General features: G+C 63.0%; 12 protein-coding genes and 1 pseudogene. 11 read left to right on the top strand and 2 right to left on the bottom strand.

Annotation, left to right across the window (positions count from 1 at the left end):
- Positions 1-534: 534 nt before the first annotated feature.
- Positions 535-1,572, top strand: a pseudogene (gene ilvA, locus ABY44_RS30425) (threonine ammonia-lyase, biosynthetic); the annotation flags it as partial.
- 249 nt (positions 1,573-1,821) lie between these two features.
- Here ilvA and ABY44_RS30430 read toward each other — a convergent pair.
- Positions 1,822-3,432 (bottom strand): AAA family ATPase, encoded by a 1,611-nt coding sequence (locus tag ABY44_RS30430; protein ID WP_081072652.1) that lies wholly within the window; start codon positions 3,430-3,432, stop codon positions 1,822-1,824.
- A 763-nt stretch (positions 3,433-4,195) separates the two neighbouring features.
- Between ABY44_RS30430 and ABY44_RS30435 the strand changes: the two genes are divergently transcribed.
- From ABY44_RS30435 to ABY44_RS30475, 9 genes are all read left to right on the top strand, one after another.
- A complete protein-coding gene (locus tag ABY44_RS30435) occupies positions 4,196-5,332 on the top strand; it encodes a muconate/chloromuconate family cycloisomerase (protein WP_060173574.1) in 1,137 nt (378 codons plus the stop codon).
- Between the two features lie 52 nt (positions 5,333-5,384).
- On the top strand, positions 5,385-6,329 hold the full coding sequence (gene catA, locus ABY44_RS30440; RefSeq protein WP_059693414.1) for a catechol 1,2-dioxygenase: 945 nt from the start codon (positions 5,385-5,387) through the stop codon (positions 6,327-6,329).
- 117 nt (positions 6,330-6,446) lie between these two features.
- Positions 6,447-7,805: a Rieske 2Fe-2S domain-containing protein gene (locus ABY44_RS30445; protein ID WP_027792558.1), complete on the top strand. Its 1,359-nt coding sequence runs from the start codon at positions 6,447-6,449 to the stop codon at positions 7,803-7,805.
- A complete protein-coding gene (gene benB / locus ABY44_RS30450; RefSeq protein WP_027792559.1) occupies positions 7,802-8,290 on the top strand; it encodes a benzoate 1,2-dioxygenase small subunit in 489 nt (162 codons plus the stop codon). Before ABY44_RS30445 ends, benB begins: the two co-directional genes overlap by 4 nt.
- A gap of 39 nt (positions 8,291-8,329) precedes the next feature.
- Positions 8,330-9,352: a benzoate 1,2-dioxygenase electron transfer component BenC gene (benC, locus tag ABY44_RS30455; RefSeq protein WP_060173573.1), complete on the top strand. Its 1,023-nt coding sequence runs from the start codon at positions 8,330-8,332 to the stop codon at positions 9,350-9,352.
- Positions 9,349-10,125 (top strand): benzoate diol dehydrogenase BenD, encoded by a 777-nt coding sequence (benD, locus tag ABY44_RS30460; RefSeq protein ID WP_060173572.1) that lies wholly within the window; start codon positions 9,349-9,351, stop codon positions 10,123-10,125. Before benC ends, benD begins: the two co-directional genes overlap by 4 nt.
- A 110-nt stretch (positions 10,126-10,235) precedes the next feature.
- A complete protein-coding gene (locus ABY44_RS30465) occupies positions 10,236-10,634 on the top strand; it encodes a RidA family protein (RefSeq protein WP_027792562.1) in 399 nt (132 codons plus the stop codon).
- 237 nt (positions 10,635-10,871) lie between these two features.
- Complete coding sequence (locus ABY44_RS30470) at positions 10,872-11,684, top strand: creatininase family protein (RefSeq protein WP_431643043.1); 813 nt, start codon at positions 10,872-10,874, stop codon at positions 11,682-11,684.
- Between the two features lie 60 nt (positions 11,685-11,744).
- The gene (locus ABY44_RS30475; RefSeq protein WP_059693424.1) at positions 11,745-12,923 is read left to right on the top strand and encodes a YncE family protein; all 1,179 of its coding nucleotides are present in this window, start codon (positions 11,745-11,747) and stop codon (positions 12,921-12,923) included.
- A 57-nt stretch (positions 12,924-12,980) separates the two neighbouring features.
- On the opposite strand, the gene ABY44_RS30480 is transcribed toward ABY44_RS30475, so the two are convergent.
- Positions 12,981-13,691, bottom strand: coding sequence for a response regulator (locus tag ABY44_RS30480; RefSeq protein ID WP_060173570.1), 711 nt, complete (start codon positions 13,689-13,691; stop codon positions 12,981-12,983).
- A 671-nt stretch (positions 13,692-14,362) separates the two neighbouring features.
- Here ABY44_RS30480 and ABY44_RS30485 point away from each other — a divergent pair.
- Positions 14,363-14,875 (top strand): low affinity iron permease family protein, encoded by a 513-nt coding sequence (locus ABY44_RS30485; RefSeq protein ID WP_060173569.1) that lies wholly within the window; start codon positions 14,363-14,365, stop codon positions 14,873-14,875.
- Positions 14,876-15,132 lie beyond the last annotated feature (257 nt).

Here is a 15,132-nt window from a genome sequence, read left to right on the forward strand (position 1 = left end):
TGGTGACCAGCGCATACCGACCCAACTCAGCTGGGCGGTCTGGTATCGCCTCGATGGCCATTCCGGGCCGACCGCCACCCGCCGCGATTGAGCACCCGCGCCAGCACGTGTCCAGCCTGGTGGGTGAGCGTGATGTGCAGGCACGCGTGGTTGCTGCCTTGAAACCGGCCAGTCCGGCCACGGCGTTCGCTTCACCCAAAGCCGCCGGGCGCTTGACCTCACACGTTGAAACTGCCCCACGACAGGATGCGCAAGCGGCACCGAAGAAAACGCACACCGCCGGACGTGCCGCCGCCCGACGTGATGCGACTGGCTTTCAGCGTAGGCGCCGCTGGTTGACAGCATTCTCATAATCGTCAATCCTTGTGTCCATGGAACATCGAGCCATCGCCATCGCGCTGATTATTCGCACCATTCTCCGAATGGTGGGTTAGCGCGTACTTGCTCGATAACGAAAACCCGCCGCCGAGGCGGGTTTTTCATTTCCGCTTCTAGGCTTGCCCACCCTGACCTGGAAAGGAAATCATCGTGTTCATGCACCGAAACCCATTCGACGCGCACGTACAGAGCCCCGCCCATCCTTCGGCGCCGTTCGATTACCTCAAAAAAATTCTGACCGCGCGGGTCTACGACGTCGCGATCGAAACCGATCTGGATTTCGCGCACAACCTGTCGGTTCGGTGTCGCAACGCGATCCATCTGAAGCGCGAGGACAAGCAGCCGGTGTTCTCGTTCAAGTTGCGTGGTGCGTACAACAAGATGGCGCAGATGCCGGCTGATGCGCTGGCTTGCGGTGTCATCACCGCGTCGGCCGGCAACCACGCACAGGGCGTTGCGTTCTGCGCGGCTCGCATGGGCGTGCACGCCGTGATCGTGGTGCCGCTCACGACGCCCCAGGTCAAGGTGGATGCCGTGCGCAGGCATGGTGGTTCGCGTGTCAAGGTCATTCAGGCCGGGGAGTCGTACAGCGACGCCTACGCGCACGCGCTCACGTTGCAGAAGGAGCGGAACCTGACGTTCGTGCATCCGTTCGACGACCCCGACGTGATCGCCGGCCAAGGCACGGTGGCGATGGAAATCTTGCGCCAGCATCAAAAGCCGATCCATGCGATCTTCGTGCCGATCGGCGGCGGCAGCCTGGCGTCCGGCGTGGCGACCTACGTGAAAGCCGTGCGACCGGGCATCAAGGTGATCGGCGTGCAGACGGAGGATTCATGCGCGATGGCGCAGTCGCTCCGTGCGGGTGAACGCGTCGAACTGGTGGAGGTCGGTTTGTTCTCGGACGGTACGGCGGTCAAACTGGTTGGACAAGAGACTTTCCGGTTATGCCGCGAACACCTCGACGACGTGGTGACGGTCGATACCGATGGCCTGTGCGCGGCGATGAGGGATGTGTTCCAGGATACGCGGAGCGTGCTCGAACCGGCCGGTGCCCTGGCCGTCGCAGGGGCAAAGCTGTACGCCGAGTGCGAAGGGATCGAGAACGAAACGCTCATCGCGATCACGTCCGGCGCAAACATGAACTTCGATCGGCTGAGTTTCGTTGCGGAGCGCGCGAAACTGGCTGTTGCGTAGAAACCGATACGCAGGCCGGTGCATTGTTTGAGAGGCAGGGCCACCGGCCCCGTTGTTTTTACGCCGCTTGGTTGTCCAGGTACGCTCGCACGGCCCGATACGTGCCCTCACAATCGAAAGCAACCGACGGAAATCGACCCGTTTTGGCCTCTCAACTTTCTCGATAGCCGACAGTCGACAATAGCGCAGTTCTCAGTCAACGCTGCCCCCCCCACCACATACCACTACTGCTGGCCGGTGATTGCCCTAACAGATCTTTGCGTGAAATATGCACGACTCAAGCTGTCTATAAACCTGCATATCTTCGTTAAAGACCTCCGCAAGACGAAGCTTAAATACTTCTGCATTGATGTTCGTCTTAATGTTGCAGATGCTTCGAATTTTTGATGCCATCGCTTTAACGTCTTGGTTTTCTATATCTGTGACAAATGAATCGTAAGCTTGTTCATCAAACTTCAAATCATTTTTTTTGCAATACTCCAATAAAACTTCTTTGTCAAATAAATAATTTTCAATTTCCCATCTATCCAGCATGCGATGGTTTTCTGGATTATTTCTTAAATATAAATCTCTTTCGTCGCTGGAAACTAGCGCTCCAGATCCAGAGTCTCTATCCTTGAGTACGAAAATTTCAACGGAGGGGATTGCTTTCGACAATATAGATATCGCTACTGCACTTCTTTGGTCCAGTTCGGTATTTCCACCGCTGGAAACGAACAATGTGTCAGGATATTTTTTGTTAAAAATATTGTTGTAGGCGTTTGCATCCATGCCTCTCTCTTTGCCGTTTTCACCGGGTGTATCGCGCCCTTCGCAATAAACTATTCTCTGAGGACTTATCAGATGCGCCAAATCGTCGAGCGCCACACCGAAAATCTTCCTCCAAGTATTTGAATTTTTTGGCGAAGGTTTCAACGTGTACGGCTTAGCCGCGAGGTTGTAAGTATCATCGAAATAGATCAACTGACAATCATCCCGCAGGTTCTCCTGTAGCGCTCTCAGAAATCCAATACTATGAGTCGCGATCCATAGCTGACAATTGTCCCCGATTAGTCGATTCATCTCCAATAACAGGTTTTTCTGGATCGACGTATTGATGTGCAACTCCGGCTCGTCGAGTAAAAATACAGTATCGGTGTACTCTTCTGAGCGGAGATATAGATCTAACAGAAGGTCCACCACTTCCTTTTCACCCGAGGATAAAACGTTGAATGGGAAGCTGTTCGGATGATCCGGTTTCTTGAAAAACAAAGTTCCTTTACCGCTCTCAATATCCCCCAGATTGTCTATCTCGAGATTTAAACACTTCTTTAAAGACTCATTTAAGTCACCAATAATTTTTTGTCGTGCCTCACTGGGCTTGCAATCCACCTCATACATGTAGGCAGTATACCTAACATTTAAACGTCGATAGTTAACTAACATTTTACTATCGATGGCAGAGGTCACCGATGCGCCGTAGTTGTTTTTGATAATGTCTTCAACGGCCTCTACATTTTTGACGTCCAAATCACTGTTGTAGCGATATGGACTTCGAAACGAAAAGATTGTATTTTCTCTCCCTTTCCGCCGCTGTCGCGCGGATTGGTAATCGCCTTCGCTGAATTCGATTGTCACATTATTGTAATCGAAACCCGGATCTTCCCTCATCGAATGATACTTAAAATCTTTGCGCCCAGTATTTCCAATAGTGCTCCATATATTATGATGAAATAATAGACCATCAAGTACACTACTCTTGCCGCTTCCGTTCAGGCCGACTAGGGCGATAATTTTGGCTGGAGAATCTCCAAGATCGATGGTGAGATCGTGGAATCGCTTATATCCATTCTGGAGTCTGATTTTTCGTACTTTCATTTCTTTGACCTTGCCGTTGCACAAACACCCCGAAGCCGGTCTTACATAGACTGCTTCGTCTCAACACCCCGACATGAGCCGAACGGCTGTTGTTCCGCGAGGTTCTTGGATTATGCCTCTATCTTCGAGAACTATTGGCGACGCTACACCCGACCGCCGTCCGACGGAACGGTGGTCGCTGAACATAGGTGATCTTCCTCCCCCTGGATTGCTCCCGACACTGCTAGGGAATAAATAAATTTGCGTGGCCCGAAAACATCACACTTGGAATGCGTCAAGGATATTGGCAACGACCTAGGTCAATTGGTCGAACGTCTGGAAATGGCCGACAGCGCCCGTCAGCTTCTGATGAACAACGAACATCGACAACGAACGTCGATACCCACCTGCCCGATTCCTTCCGGTTGTTCGCGGAAACCGACGCCAAAGCTGAAGGCCGGACGGCCAGCCCCACCATTTTTCCCGTCAGGAAAACCCTGATCGACTCGGCAGGCCGTCGGTTTCAGGCCGTTTTCCCGCTGCCGCAAGCCGCCGCAGTGCGCCCCCATCCAGACGGTACCCCACACCCGCACGACCGCGACCCATCAAGCCTCTCAGCCCGCATACCTAGCCAAAACAGGTATGGCGCACCGCAGTATTTAGCGTGATGAGCGTGAATTCAATACCTGCCAGGTATCAAAAATCCCGCCTAAAAGTATTGGACGCTCCATCTGGCCGGGACGTATAAATCGCCTCAAGAACTTCACCCCCCACGGCGTGCCCCATGTCCTCCGTCACCATCGAACGTATCGAAACCCGCCTCGTCGACCTGCCGACGATCCGCCCGCACAAGCTGTCGGTGGCCACGATGCACGGCCAGACGCTGATGCTCGTGAAGGTGTTCTGCAGCGACGGCGTGACGGGCCTCGGCGAAGGCACGACGATCGCCGGCATGGCCTACGGCCCGGAAAGCCCCGAAGCGATGAAGCTCGCGATCGACGCGTACCTCGCACCGGCGATCGTCGGCAGCGATGCGACGCGCATCCAGACGCTGATGGCGTTCCTCGGCAAGCTGGCGAAGGTCAATCACTTCGCGAAAAGCGCGCTCGAAACCGCGCTGCTCGACGCGCACGGCAAGCGGCTCGGCGTACCGGTGAGCGAGCTGCTCGGCGGGCGCCGGCGCGATCGCCTGCCGGTCGCATGGACGCTCGCGTCGGGCGACACGGCCACCGACATCGCCGAAGCCGAGCGCATGCTCGACCAGCGCCGCCACAACGTGTTCAAGCTGAAGATCGGCGCGAAGGCGCCCGAGACGGATATCCGGCACGTGGCCGAGATCAAGAAGGCCGTCGGCGATCGCGCATCGGTGCGCGTCGACGTGAACATGGCGTGGAGCGAAACGCAGGCCGCGCGCGCGATTCCGGCGCTGGCCGATGCCGGCTGCGAACTGGTCGAGCAGCCGGTGGCCTCGGCCGCGGCGCTGGCGCGCCTGATGCGCCGCTTCCCGGTCGCGCTGATGGCCGACGAAATCCTGCAGGGCCCCGACAGCGCGTTCGAGATCGCGAAGCATCACGGCGCGGACGTGTTCGCGATCAAGATCGAACAGAGCGGCGGCGTGTTTGCCGCGCAGCGCGTGGCCGCGATCGCGGACGCGGCCGGCATCGAGCTGTACGGCGGCACGATGCTCGAAGGCGCGTTCAGCACGGTGGCGTCCGCGCACCTGTTCGCGAGTTTCGCGAACCTGCAGTGGGGCACCGAACTGTTCGGGCCGCTGCTGATCACCGAAGAGATCCTGACGCAGCCGCTCGATTACAGCGACTTCGAACTGACCGTGCCGGACGGCCCCGGTCTCGGCATCGAACTCGACGAGGACAAGGTCAGGCGTTTCACCCGCGACGGACTCACCCGCGTCGCGCGGTAGCCCGAGTCAGGCACAGCCGTCATTCCCCCCAAATACACGTGGAGACACCATCATGAGCGTCAAAGTTTTCGAAACCCGGGAAGTGCAGGATCTGCTGAAGGCCGCGTCGAACGCGGGCGCGGACAGCACGAAGGGCGGCAACGCGCGCACGCAGCAGGTCGTGCTGCGGCTGCTCGGCGACCTGTTCAAGGCGATCGACGATCTCGACATCACGCCCGACGAAGTGTGGGCGGGCGTGAACTACCTGAACAAGCTCGGCCAGGACGGCGAAGCGGCGCTGCTCGCGGCCGGCCTCGGCCTCGAGAAGTTTCTCGACATCCGGATGGACGCCGAGGACGAAGCGCTCGGCCTCGACGGCGGCACGCCGCGCACGATCGAGGGGCCGCTGTATGTCGCGGGCGCGCCGGTGCGCGACGGCGTCGCGAAGATCGACCTCGATGCGGACGACGGCGCGGGCCCGCTCGTGATCCACGGCACGGTCACCGGTGTCGACGGCAAGCCGGTGGCCGGCGCGGTGGTCGAGTGCTGGCATGCGAACTCGCACGGCTTCTACTCGCACTTCGACCCGACCGGCAAGCAGAGCGACTTCAACCTGCGCGGCGCGGTGAAGACGGGTGCCGACGGCAAGTACGAATTCCGCACGCTGATGCCGGTCGGCTACGGCTGCCCGCCGCAGGGCGCGACGCAGCAGCTGCTGGACAGCCTCGGCCGCCACGGCAACCGCCCGGCGCACGTGCACTTCTTCGTGACCAGCGACGGCCACCGCAAGCTGACGACCCAGTTCAACATCGACGGCGACCCGCTGATCTGGGATGACTTCGCGTATGCGACCCGCGAGGAGCTGATCCCGCCCGTCACCGGCAAGACCGGCGGCGCCGCGCTCGGCCTGAAGGCCGATGCGTACCAGGACATCGAGTTCAACTTCGTCCTGACGCCGCGCGTCGAGGGCAAGGACAACCAGATCGTCGAACGCCTGCGCGCTTCCGCCACGGCCTAACCGCCCGACGGCACGGCGGCGCGCAGCCGCCGCCGCCGGCCGGGTTCCCGCGAGATTCAACCGATTACCGATGCGAGCGTGCTTGCAGGACGCGGCACGCGCATGGGAGGAGCCATCATGTCCGCCACGATCGACCAAGCCACCGACCTGGATCACCTGCTCGCCACCGCCGTGCAGGACGACAAGGAGGCCGGCGTATTCCGCTGCCGCCGCGACATCTTCACGAACGCCGAGCTGTACGAGCTCGAGATGAAGCACATCTTCGAAAGCAACTGGGTGTACCTGGCGCACGAAAGCCAGATTCCCGACAACAATGATTACTACACGACGTGGATCGGCCGCCAGCCGATCGTGATCACGCGCGACAAGACCGGCGAGCTGCACGCGGTCATCAATGCCTGCGCGCACAAGGGCGCGATGCTGTGCCGCCGCAAGCACGGCAACAAGGGCAGCTTCACGTGCCCGTTCCACGGCTGGACGTTCTCGAACACCGGCAAGCTGCTGAAGGTGAAGGACGAGAAGACGACGGAATACCCGGTGCAGTTCAACACGCACGGTTCGCACGACCTGAAGAAGGTGGCGCGCTTTGCGAACTATCGCGGCTTCCTGTTCGGCAGCCTCAGCGCCGACGTGCTGCCGCTCGAGGACTACCTCGGCGAGGCGCGCGTGATCATCGACCAGATCGTCGACCAGGCGCCGAACGGGCTCGAGGTGCTGCGCGGCAACTCGTCCTACATCTACGAAGGCAACTGGAAGATGCAGATGGAGAACGGCTGCGACGGCTACCACGTCAGCACCGTGCACTGGAACTACGCGGCGACGATGGGCCGCCGCAAGGAAGACGGCACCAAGGCCGTCGACGCGAACAGCTGGAGCAAGTCGGTCGCCGGCGTGTACGGCTTCGACAACGGCCACATCCTGCTGTGGACGCAGACGATGAACCCGGAAGTGCGGCCCGTGTACCAGCATCGCGATGAAATCAAGGCGCGCGTCGGCGACGTGCAGGCCGACTTCATCGTCAACCAGACGCGCAACCTGTGCGTGTACCCGAACGTGTTCCTGATGGACCAGTTCAGCACGCAGATCCGCGTGGTGCGGCCGCTCGGCGTCGACAAGACCGAGGTCAGCATCTTCTGCTTCGCGCCGAAGGGCGAGAGCGAGGCCGACCGCACGACCCGCATCCGCCAGTACGAGGATTTCTTCAACGTGACGGGCATGGGCACCGCCGACGATCTCGAGGAGTTTCGCGCGTGCCAGGCCGGTTATGCGGGCATCACGGCGATGTGGAACGACCTGTCGCGCGGCGCGCCGCTGTGGGTCGACGGCCCGGACGAGAACGCGAGGAAGATGGGGCTGAACCCGCGCATTTCCGGCGAGCGCAGCGAGGACGAAGGGCTGTTCGTGTGCCAGCACGAACACTGGGTGAACGTGATGCGCGATGCGCTGAAGAAGGAACGCGGGGAGGTGGCAGCATGAGCTTCGATTACCGGACTGTCTGCGCCGCGCTGTATCGCGAAGCGCGCCTGCTCGACGATCGCCAGTGGGACGAGTGGCTGACCTGCTACACGGAGGACGTCACGTACTGGATGCCCGCGTGGGACGACGATGACCGGCCGACCGACGATCCGCAAAGCCAGATCTCGCTGATGTATTACGCGGACCGCGGCGGCCTCGAGGATCGCGTGTTCCGGATCAAGACCGAGCGCAGCGGCGCATCGACGCCCGAGCCGCGCACCAGCCACAACGTGACGAACGTCGAGGTGCTGGCCGAACGCGAGAACGAAGTGGACGTGCGCTACAACTTTCACACGCTGAACCACCGCTACCGCGTGACCGATCACTTCTTCGGCACGATGTTCGTCACGTTGCGCAAGGCGGGCGATGAGCTGCTGATCTCGTACAAGAAGATCGTGCTGAAGAACGACTACATCCGGCAGGTGCTCGACGTCTATCACGTCTGACGCTGTTGTTTTGTCATGAAAGGAAGTGGAGGTGACACCATGTCCAGCTACAAGATTGCACTGAACTTCGAGGACGGGGTAACCCGCTTCATCGACTGCAAGGCCGGCGAGAAGGTTCTCGACGCGGCCTTCCGCGCGAAGATCAACCTGCCGATGGATTGCTCCGACGGCGTGTGCGGCACCTGCAAGTGCCGCGCCGAAAGCGGCCGCTACGATCTCGGCGACGACTACATCGACGACGCGCTCACCGAAGACGAAAAGGACGGCGGCCTCGTGCTGACCTGCCAGATGGTGCCGCAAAGCGATTGCGTGATCGCGGTGCCGACGTCGTCGGTCGCGTGCAAGACGGGCCAGAGCGGGTTCGCGGCCACGGTGACGAAGGTCGAGCAGCACAACGATGCGGCCGTTGTGCTCGAACTCGACGTCGGCACGGCCGCGCCGGTGTTCCTGCCGGGCCAGTACGTGAACATCGACGTGCCGGCGAGCGGCCAGCACCGTTCGTATTCGTTCTCGTCGGCGCCGGCCGATGCGAAGGTCAGTTTCCTGATCAAGAAGATTCCCGGCGGCGTGATGAGCACGTGGCTCGAATCGGCGCAGCCCGGCGACACGCTCGAATTGCACGGGCCGCTCGGCAGCTTCTACCTGCGCGACGTGCAGCGGCCGCTGCTGTTCCTCGCGGGCGGCACGGGGCTCGCGCCGTTCCTGTCGATGCTCGAGGTGCTCGCGCGCAGCGGCTCGCAGCAGAAGGTGCACCTGATCTACGGCGTGACGCGCGATCTCGATCTCGTGCTCGTCGATGCGATCGAAGCGTATGCGGCGAAGCTGCCGAACTTCAGCTTCGCGACGGTCGTGGCCGACGCGGCGTCGAACCATCCGCGCAAGGGCTGGGTCACGCAGCACATCCCGGCCGATGCGCTGAACGACGGCGACGTCGACGTGTATCTGTGCGGGCCGCCGCCGATGGTCGACGCGGTGCGCAAGTATTTCGACGACGAAGGCGTGAAGCCGAACAGCTTCCACTACGAGAAGTTCACCCCCAACGTCACGGCAAAGGCGGCATGATCATGCAACGATTCTCAGGCAAGGTCATCGTCGTCACGGGTGCCGCGCAGGGCATCGGCCGCGGCGTCGCGCTGCGCGCGGCGGCCGAAGGCGGCAGGGTGCTGTTCGTCGATCGCGCGGATTTCGTCGCCGAGGTCGCGGCCGAAGCGACGGGGGGCGAGACGGCCGGGTTCGTCGCCGATCTCGAAACGTACGAAGGGGCGCTTGCGGCGATCGCGCACGCGGTGCGGACGTTCGGCGGCATCGACATCCTGATCAACGGCGTGGGCGGCGCGATCCGCATGCGGCCGTTCGCCGAATTCGAGCCCGCGCAGATCGATGCGGAAATCCGCCGTTCGCTGATGCCGACGCTCTATACGTGTCACGCGGTGCTGCCGCACCTGCTCGCGCGCGGCGGCGGCACGATCGTCAACATCTCGTCGAACGCGACGCGCGGGATTCGCCGGGTGCCGTACTCGGCGGCGAAAGGCGGCGTCAATGCCCTGACGTCGGCGCTCGCGATGGAATATGCGGAACACAACATCCGGGTCGTCGCCACCGCGCCGGGCGGCACCAGCGCACCGCCGCGCCGCGTGCCGCGCAATGCGGCCGGCGACAGCGAACAGGAACAGGCATGGATGGGCGAAGCCGTGCGCCAGGTCACGGAATCGACGTACCTCAAACGCTACGGCAGCCTCGACGAGCAGATCGCGCCGATCCTGTTCCTCGCATCCGACGAGGCGAGCTACATCACCGGCACGGTGCTGCCGGTCGCGGGCGGCGATACGGGTTGAGCCGCGCGTCGTCGCGCCGCCTGGCACGTGTTCAGGATGTTCGTCGACAACCCAGCCACCTATCCACCCACCAACCGGCCGGCGCGAAGACGCCGGCCATGGAGACTTCCATGCGTGATCGCAAAGCCATCGTTCCGGCGGGAATGGAAGCCGTGTACGAGAAGATCGGCTATGCGCCCGGCCTGAAGGTCGGCGATACGCTGTACGTATCCGGCCAGATCGGCCGCGATGCGGCGATGCAGCTCGTCGAGGATCGTGAAGCACAGATCGTGCAGGCGTTCGAGAATCTGAAGCGGGTACTGGACGCGGCGGGTGCATCGTTCAGCGACGTGGTCGACCTGACGACCTTCCATACCGACATGCGCGACCTGCCGTTGTTCATGCAGGTGCGCGACCGCTACCTCGATGCGCACCCGAAGCCGGCATGGACGGCGGTCGGCGCGCACATGCTGGGCGGCGCGCCGGGCTATATCGTCGAGATCAAGGCGGTGGCCGTGTTGCCGGCGTGACGCGTGCGGGCGGGAGGCCGGCACGAGGCGACGTAGCGCACGCATCGAATCGACCCGACTCGCCGCGTGCCGCGACGGAACGAGAGACTTCGCGATCCACCGGTCAATCCTGACGAAATGCTTTCTCGCGACGTCGGGCCGTGCGTCGTTGCGCCGCGGTCGGCGACAAGTCGCGCGAGTTCGTTTATGGTGCGAGGGAACGCAGCGTCATCTCTTTCCTTCCGTCGAGAATCCGCGATGAAATGCCTGCCACGCGCCGCCTTCGCCGCCCTCGCTTTCACCGTCGCGCAAGCCGCGTTCGCCCAGGCGCCCGCCACGGTGCGGCTCGAAGACATGACCTGGACCGAGCTGCGCGACAGCATCCGGGCCGGCAAGACCACCATCCTGATTCCGGTCGGCGCAACCGAGCAAAGCGGGCCGTACGTCGCGCTGGGCAAGCACAATGCGCGGGTCGCGGTGCTGTCCGAGCGGATCGCGCAAGGCCTCGGCAACGCAATCGTCGCCCCCGTCATCGCCTATGTGCCCGAGGGCGGTTATGCGCCGCCGACGTCGCACATGCGTTTTCCCGGCACGATCACCGTGCCTGACGACGTCTTCGAAAAGACCCTCGAGTCCGCAGCCAACAGCTTCCGGGTCCATGGCTTCACGAACATCGTGTTCCTCGGCGACCACGGCGGCTACCAGAACGACATCCGGCAGTCGGTCGCGCGGCTGAACAAGTCGTGGGCCGGCACGGGCGCGCGCGCGTTCGTGCCGGCCGAGTATTACGGCACCAGTTCCGACGGTTACGACCGGATCCTGCGCGAGCACGGCGTGCCGGCCGCGGACATCGGCACGCACGCGGGGCTGGCCGATACGTCGCTGCTGCTGGCGGTCGCGCCGGGCATGGTCAGGGTCGACAAGCTGCGCGACGCCTCGAAGCCCGGCATCGCCGACGGCGTCTACGGCGGCGATCCGCGTCATGCGAGCGTCGAACTCGGCCGGCTCGGCACCGACGCGATCGTGTCGCGCACCGTCGACGCGATCAGAAAGGACACCGCCGGCCGCTGACGCCGCCGCGCCATTGCGCCGCCTTTGCCGTCGTTCCATTCCATCGAACCGGGACATCGTATGCAACCGCGCCTTCGCCGTCACATCCGCTTCCCCCGTCCCGCGATCGTCGTCGCGGCTGCGCTGGCCGGTTTTTGCGCCCAGGGTGCGATCGCGGCGTCCGCTGTCGCGGCCGTACCCGGCATGCCGCCCGTCATCAACCCCGACAACCTGTACGGCGAGGCACGGGCCGGCCGCATGAGCGCGGCGGTGGCGGGCGCACTGCCGCGCATCTATGTGCCGAACCTGCGATCGAACGACGTCTACGTGATCGACCCGGCCACGTACAAGGTCGTCGACCGGTTTGCCGTTGGCCGCAGCCCGCAGCACGTCGTGCCGGCGTGGGACCTGCGGACGCTGTGGGTCGCCAACAATGCGGAAGGGCGCACCGACGGCAGCCTGACGCCGATCGATCCGAAGACGGGCAAGCCCGGCCCGGCAGTGCGCGTCGACGATCCGTACAACATGTATTTCACGCCCGACGGCAAGGATGCGATCGTCGTGGCCGAGGCGCATGCGCGGCTCGACTTCCACGACCCGGGCACGATGGCGCTGAAATCGAGCCTAGAGGTGCCGCAATGCAAGGGCATCAACCATGCGGACTTTTCGATCGACGGCCGGTATGCGCTCTTCACGTGCGAGTTCGGCGGCAAGCTCGCGAAGATCGACCTGGTGAATCGCAAGGTGCTCGGTTACCTCGAACTCGACCGGAAAGGGATGCCGCAGGACATCCGCGTGGCGCCGGACGGCAAGGTGTTCTATGTCGCCGACATGATGGCGGACGGCATATACGTCGTCGACGGCGAGCGCTTCGCGAAGACCGGTTTCATCCCGACCGGCGTCGGTACGCACGGGCTGTATCCGAGCCGCGACGGCACGAAGCTCTATATCGCGAATCGCGGCTCCAATCTCGTCCACGGGCCGCGCCACGGCAAGGGCAGCGTATCGGTGCTCGACTTCGCGACGCGCAAGGTGGTCGCGAACTGGCCGATTCCCGGCGGCGGCAGCCCCGACATGGGCAACGTCAGCGCGGACGGCAAGACGCTGTGGCTGTCGGGCCGCTTCGATGACGTCGTCTACGCGATCGACACCACGAGCGGCGCGGTTCGAGCGATTCCCGTCGGCATGGAGCCGCACGGCCTGACGGTGTGGCCGCAGCCGGGGCGCTATTCGCTGGGCCATACCGGCAACATGCGGTAGGGCGGCGGACGGTCAGGGCGCCCGTTCGTGCGTTCGCGTGTCACGACCGGCGGTGCATCACTCCCACGCGTGCTTGCTGAACTGATAGCCCTTGCAGCGGATCGTCTTGATGCGCTTCGGTTCCGTCAGGTCGTCGCACAGCTTGCGGCGCAGCTTGGAGATGCGGCCGTCGATCGAGCGGTCGAAGCCGTCGAACTCGATTCCGCGTAACAGCTGCGTCAGGTCTTCCCGGCTGACCACCTCGCCGGCGCGGCAGACGAGGGCCCACAGCAGGTCGAATTCGGTCGAGGTCAGGCGCGGCGCGCTGCCGTCGGGCAGGCGAATCTTGCGATCCGCGCGGTCGATCGAAAACTTGCCGAACTCGAATCGCTGCGGCGATGCCGGTGCGCCGTCGACCGGGCGCAAGCGCATCCGTCGCAGGTGGGCCTTGATCCGCGCGAGCAGGATGCGCGGCTCGACCGGCTTGCGGAGAAAATCGTCCGCGCCGAATTCCAGGCCGAGCAACTCGTCGAACTGCTCGTTGCGGGCCGTCATCATGATGACGATGCCGTCGTACTGCATGCGTGCGTCGCGGCAGATCTCGAAGCCGTCCTTGCCCGGCAGGTTGATGTCGAGCAGCACCAGGTCGGGGCGGCGCGCGATGATCGTGGACACGGCGTCGGTGCCGTCGAACAGCGTGTCCACCTCGTACTGATGCATGCGCAGATAGTCTGCGATCAACGAGGACAATGGGACGTCGTCTTCGACGAGCAGGATTCGGATGGGCATCGCTAAACGAGGGGGCGAAACGGGAAAGTGGCGAGCGCTCAGGCCCGTCCGAACATGGGGAAGCCGAAGAGACGCGCATGATACTGAGAAACATTCCGGCAGAATGTGGCGAAATCTGCATCGTTCGGTGAGCCTCGCCGCGGGCGGCGCGTCGCCGCGTTGCAGGAAGGCGAACGCACGAAGATGCGGCGTCGTGTTTAGTCGAACGACGTGATGTACGCGTCAACACGTTCGGAGCGGTATCTGGCGTGCAACCGGCTGAAATATCGGGCGGGATGTCGTTCGTGCGGAAACGTTTGCGAAAGCGCCGCGCATGCGGGTATCGCGCACGCTCGCCAGAGCAAAACCGGTAAAGATTGCTCTACATATCATTACAAAATATTACCTGACGGGTGGCGTGCGGCCCGCCGTATCGGCGCGGGAGATTGCCTTCGCGCTACCGTCGGATCGCCTTGCGCAACCGCGACACCTCCTGCTCCGACACCGGCGCCGCACGATTGCCTCACGCGCTGCGTACACCTGACCACCGATGGCGACGCGCGGGCGCGACCGTCGGGCACGCACGTTGCTCGGCTGTGGGCGGCGCCCGCCTGCGGGCGCGGAATCGCGTACCGTTGCGCATGGCGGGCCCGCGCGTGCGCCGATATCGACATTCGTATCCGGGAGGCGCCATGCGTGAATCGAACGATCCATCCCGCGCCAGGACGGGCCCGGGCGGCCGGGCCACGACCGATCCCCGGGCCGTCACGGTCAGGCACCCCGTCACGCGCGCGTTCGAACGCTTCGCGTCGCACGTGACCGTGTGGGCCGGCTCGCCGGTCGCGTTCGGCAGCGCGGTCGCCGTCACGGCGCTGTGGCTCGTCACCGGCCCGCTCTTCCACTATTCGGATGCATGGCAGCTCGTCATCAATACCGGGACGACGATCGTCACGTTCCTGATGGTGTTCCTGCTGCAGCGAAACCAGAACCGCGACAGTGTCGCGATGCACCTGAAGCTCGACGAACTCGTGGCCGTCACGCACGCGGCGAGCGACCGGCTGATCGGGATCGAGGACGCGTCGGAGGAGGAGTTGCGCGCGATGGCGCAGACCTACCTCGACATGGCAAAGCGGGTGGCCGCCGGGGACGGTAATCCGGATGGCGATCGCGACCGCGAGCCGGCGGAGCCTTCGCCGGAATCCTGACGGACGTGACGCTGCACGGCTGGACGCGATCGGCTCGCGGCCGGCGGACGATTTTTCAACCGCTTGTCATTTCTGTCCATGGGGCGCGGCATGCAGCGCATTCGCGCGATGAGCGCATCGTGGCGTGCCGTCTGCCGCCGGGCGGAACGCGTGAAGCGGACGGCATCCAGCACGCGCCTGCGGCCGAAGCGCTTCGATGCGATGTCGGCAGCGTCGCTGCCGACGGTGTGCAGTCGAGCATGCTTCCGGCAAAAACG

This window comes from Burkholderia sp. ZZQ-2, from assembly GCF_050768715.1.
Taxonomy (GTDB): Bacteria; Pseudomonadota; Gammaproteobacteria; order Burkholderiales; family Burkholderiaceae; genus Burkholderia; species Burkholderia cepacia.

Bases quoted from the DNA above. Each gene is read 5' to 3' on its own strand.
- ABY44_RS30430 (WP_081072652.1), bottom strand. From the start codon at position 3,432: ATGAAAGTACGAAAAATCAGACTCCAGAATGGATATAAGCGATTCCAC.
- ABY44_RS30435 (WP_060173574.1), top strand. From the start codon at position 4,196: ATGTCCTCCGTCACCATCGAACGTATCGAAACCCGCCTCGTCGACCTG.
- catA (WP_059693414.1), top strand. From the start codon at position 5,385: ATGAGCGTCAAAGTTTTCGAAACCCGGGAAGTGCAGGATCTGCTGAAG.
- ABY44_RS30445 (WP_027792558.1), top strand. From the start codon at position 6,447: ATGTCCGCCACGATCGACCAAGCCACCGACCTGGATCACCTGCTCGCC.
- benB (WP_027792559.1), top strand. From the start codon at position 7,802: ATGAGCTTCGATTACCGGACTGTCTGCGCCGCGCTGTATCGCGAAGCG.
- benC (WP_060173573.1), top strand. From the start codon at position 8,330: ATGTCCAGCTACAAGATTGCACTGAACTTCGAGGACGGGGTAACCCGC.
- benD (WP_060173572.1), top strand. From the start codon at position 9,349: ATGATCATGCAACGATTCTCAGGCAAGGTCATCGTCGTCACGGGTGCC.
- ABY44_RS30465 (WP_027792562.1), top strand. From the start codon at position 10,236: ATGCGTGATCGCAAAGCCATCGTTCCGGCGGGAATGGAAGCCGTGTAC.
- ABY44_RS30470 (WP_431643043.1), top strand. From the start codon at position 10,872: ATGAAATGCCTGCCACGCGCCGCCTTCGCCGCCCTCGCTTTCACCGTC.
- ABY44_RS30475 (WP_059693424.1), top strand. From the start codon at position 11,745: ATGCAACCGCGCCTTCGCCGTCACATCCGCTTCCCCCGTCCCGCGATC.
- ABY44_RS30480 (WP_060173570.1), bottom strand. From the start codon at position 13,691: ATGCCCATCCGAATCCTGCTCGTCGAAGACGACGTCCCATTGTCCTCG.
- ABY44_RS30485 (WP_060173569.1), top strand. From the start codon at position 14,363: ATGCGTGAATCGAACGATCCATCCCGCGCCAGGACGGGCCCGGGCGGC.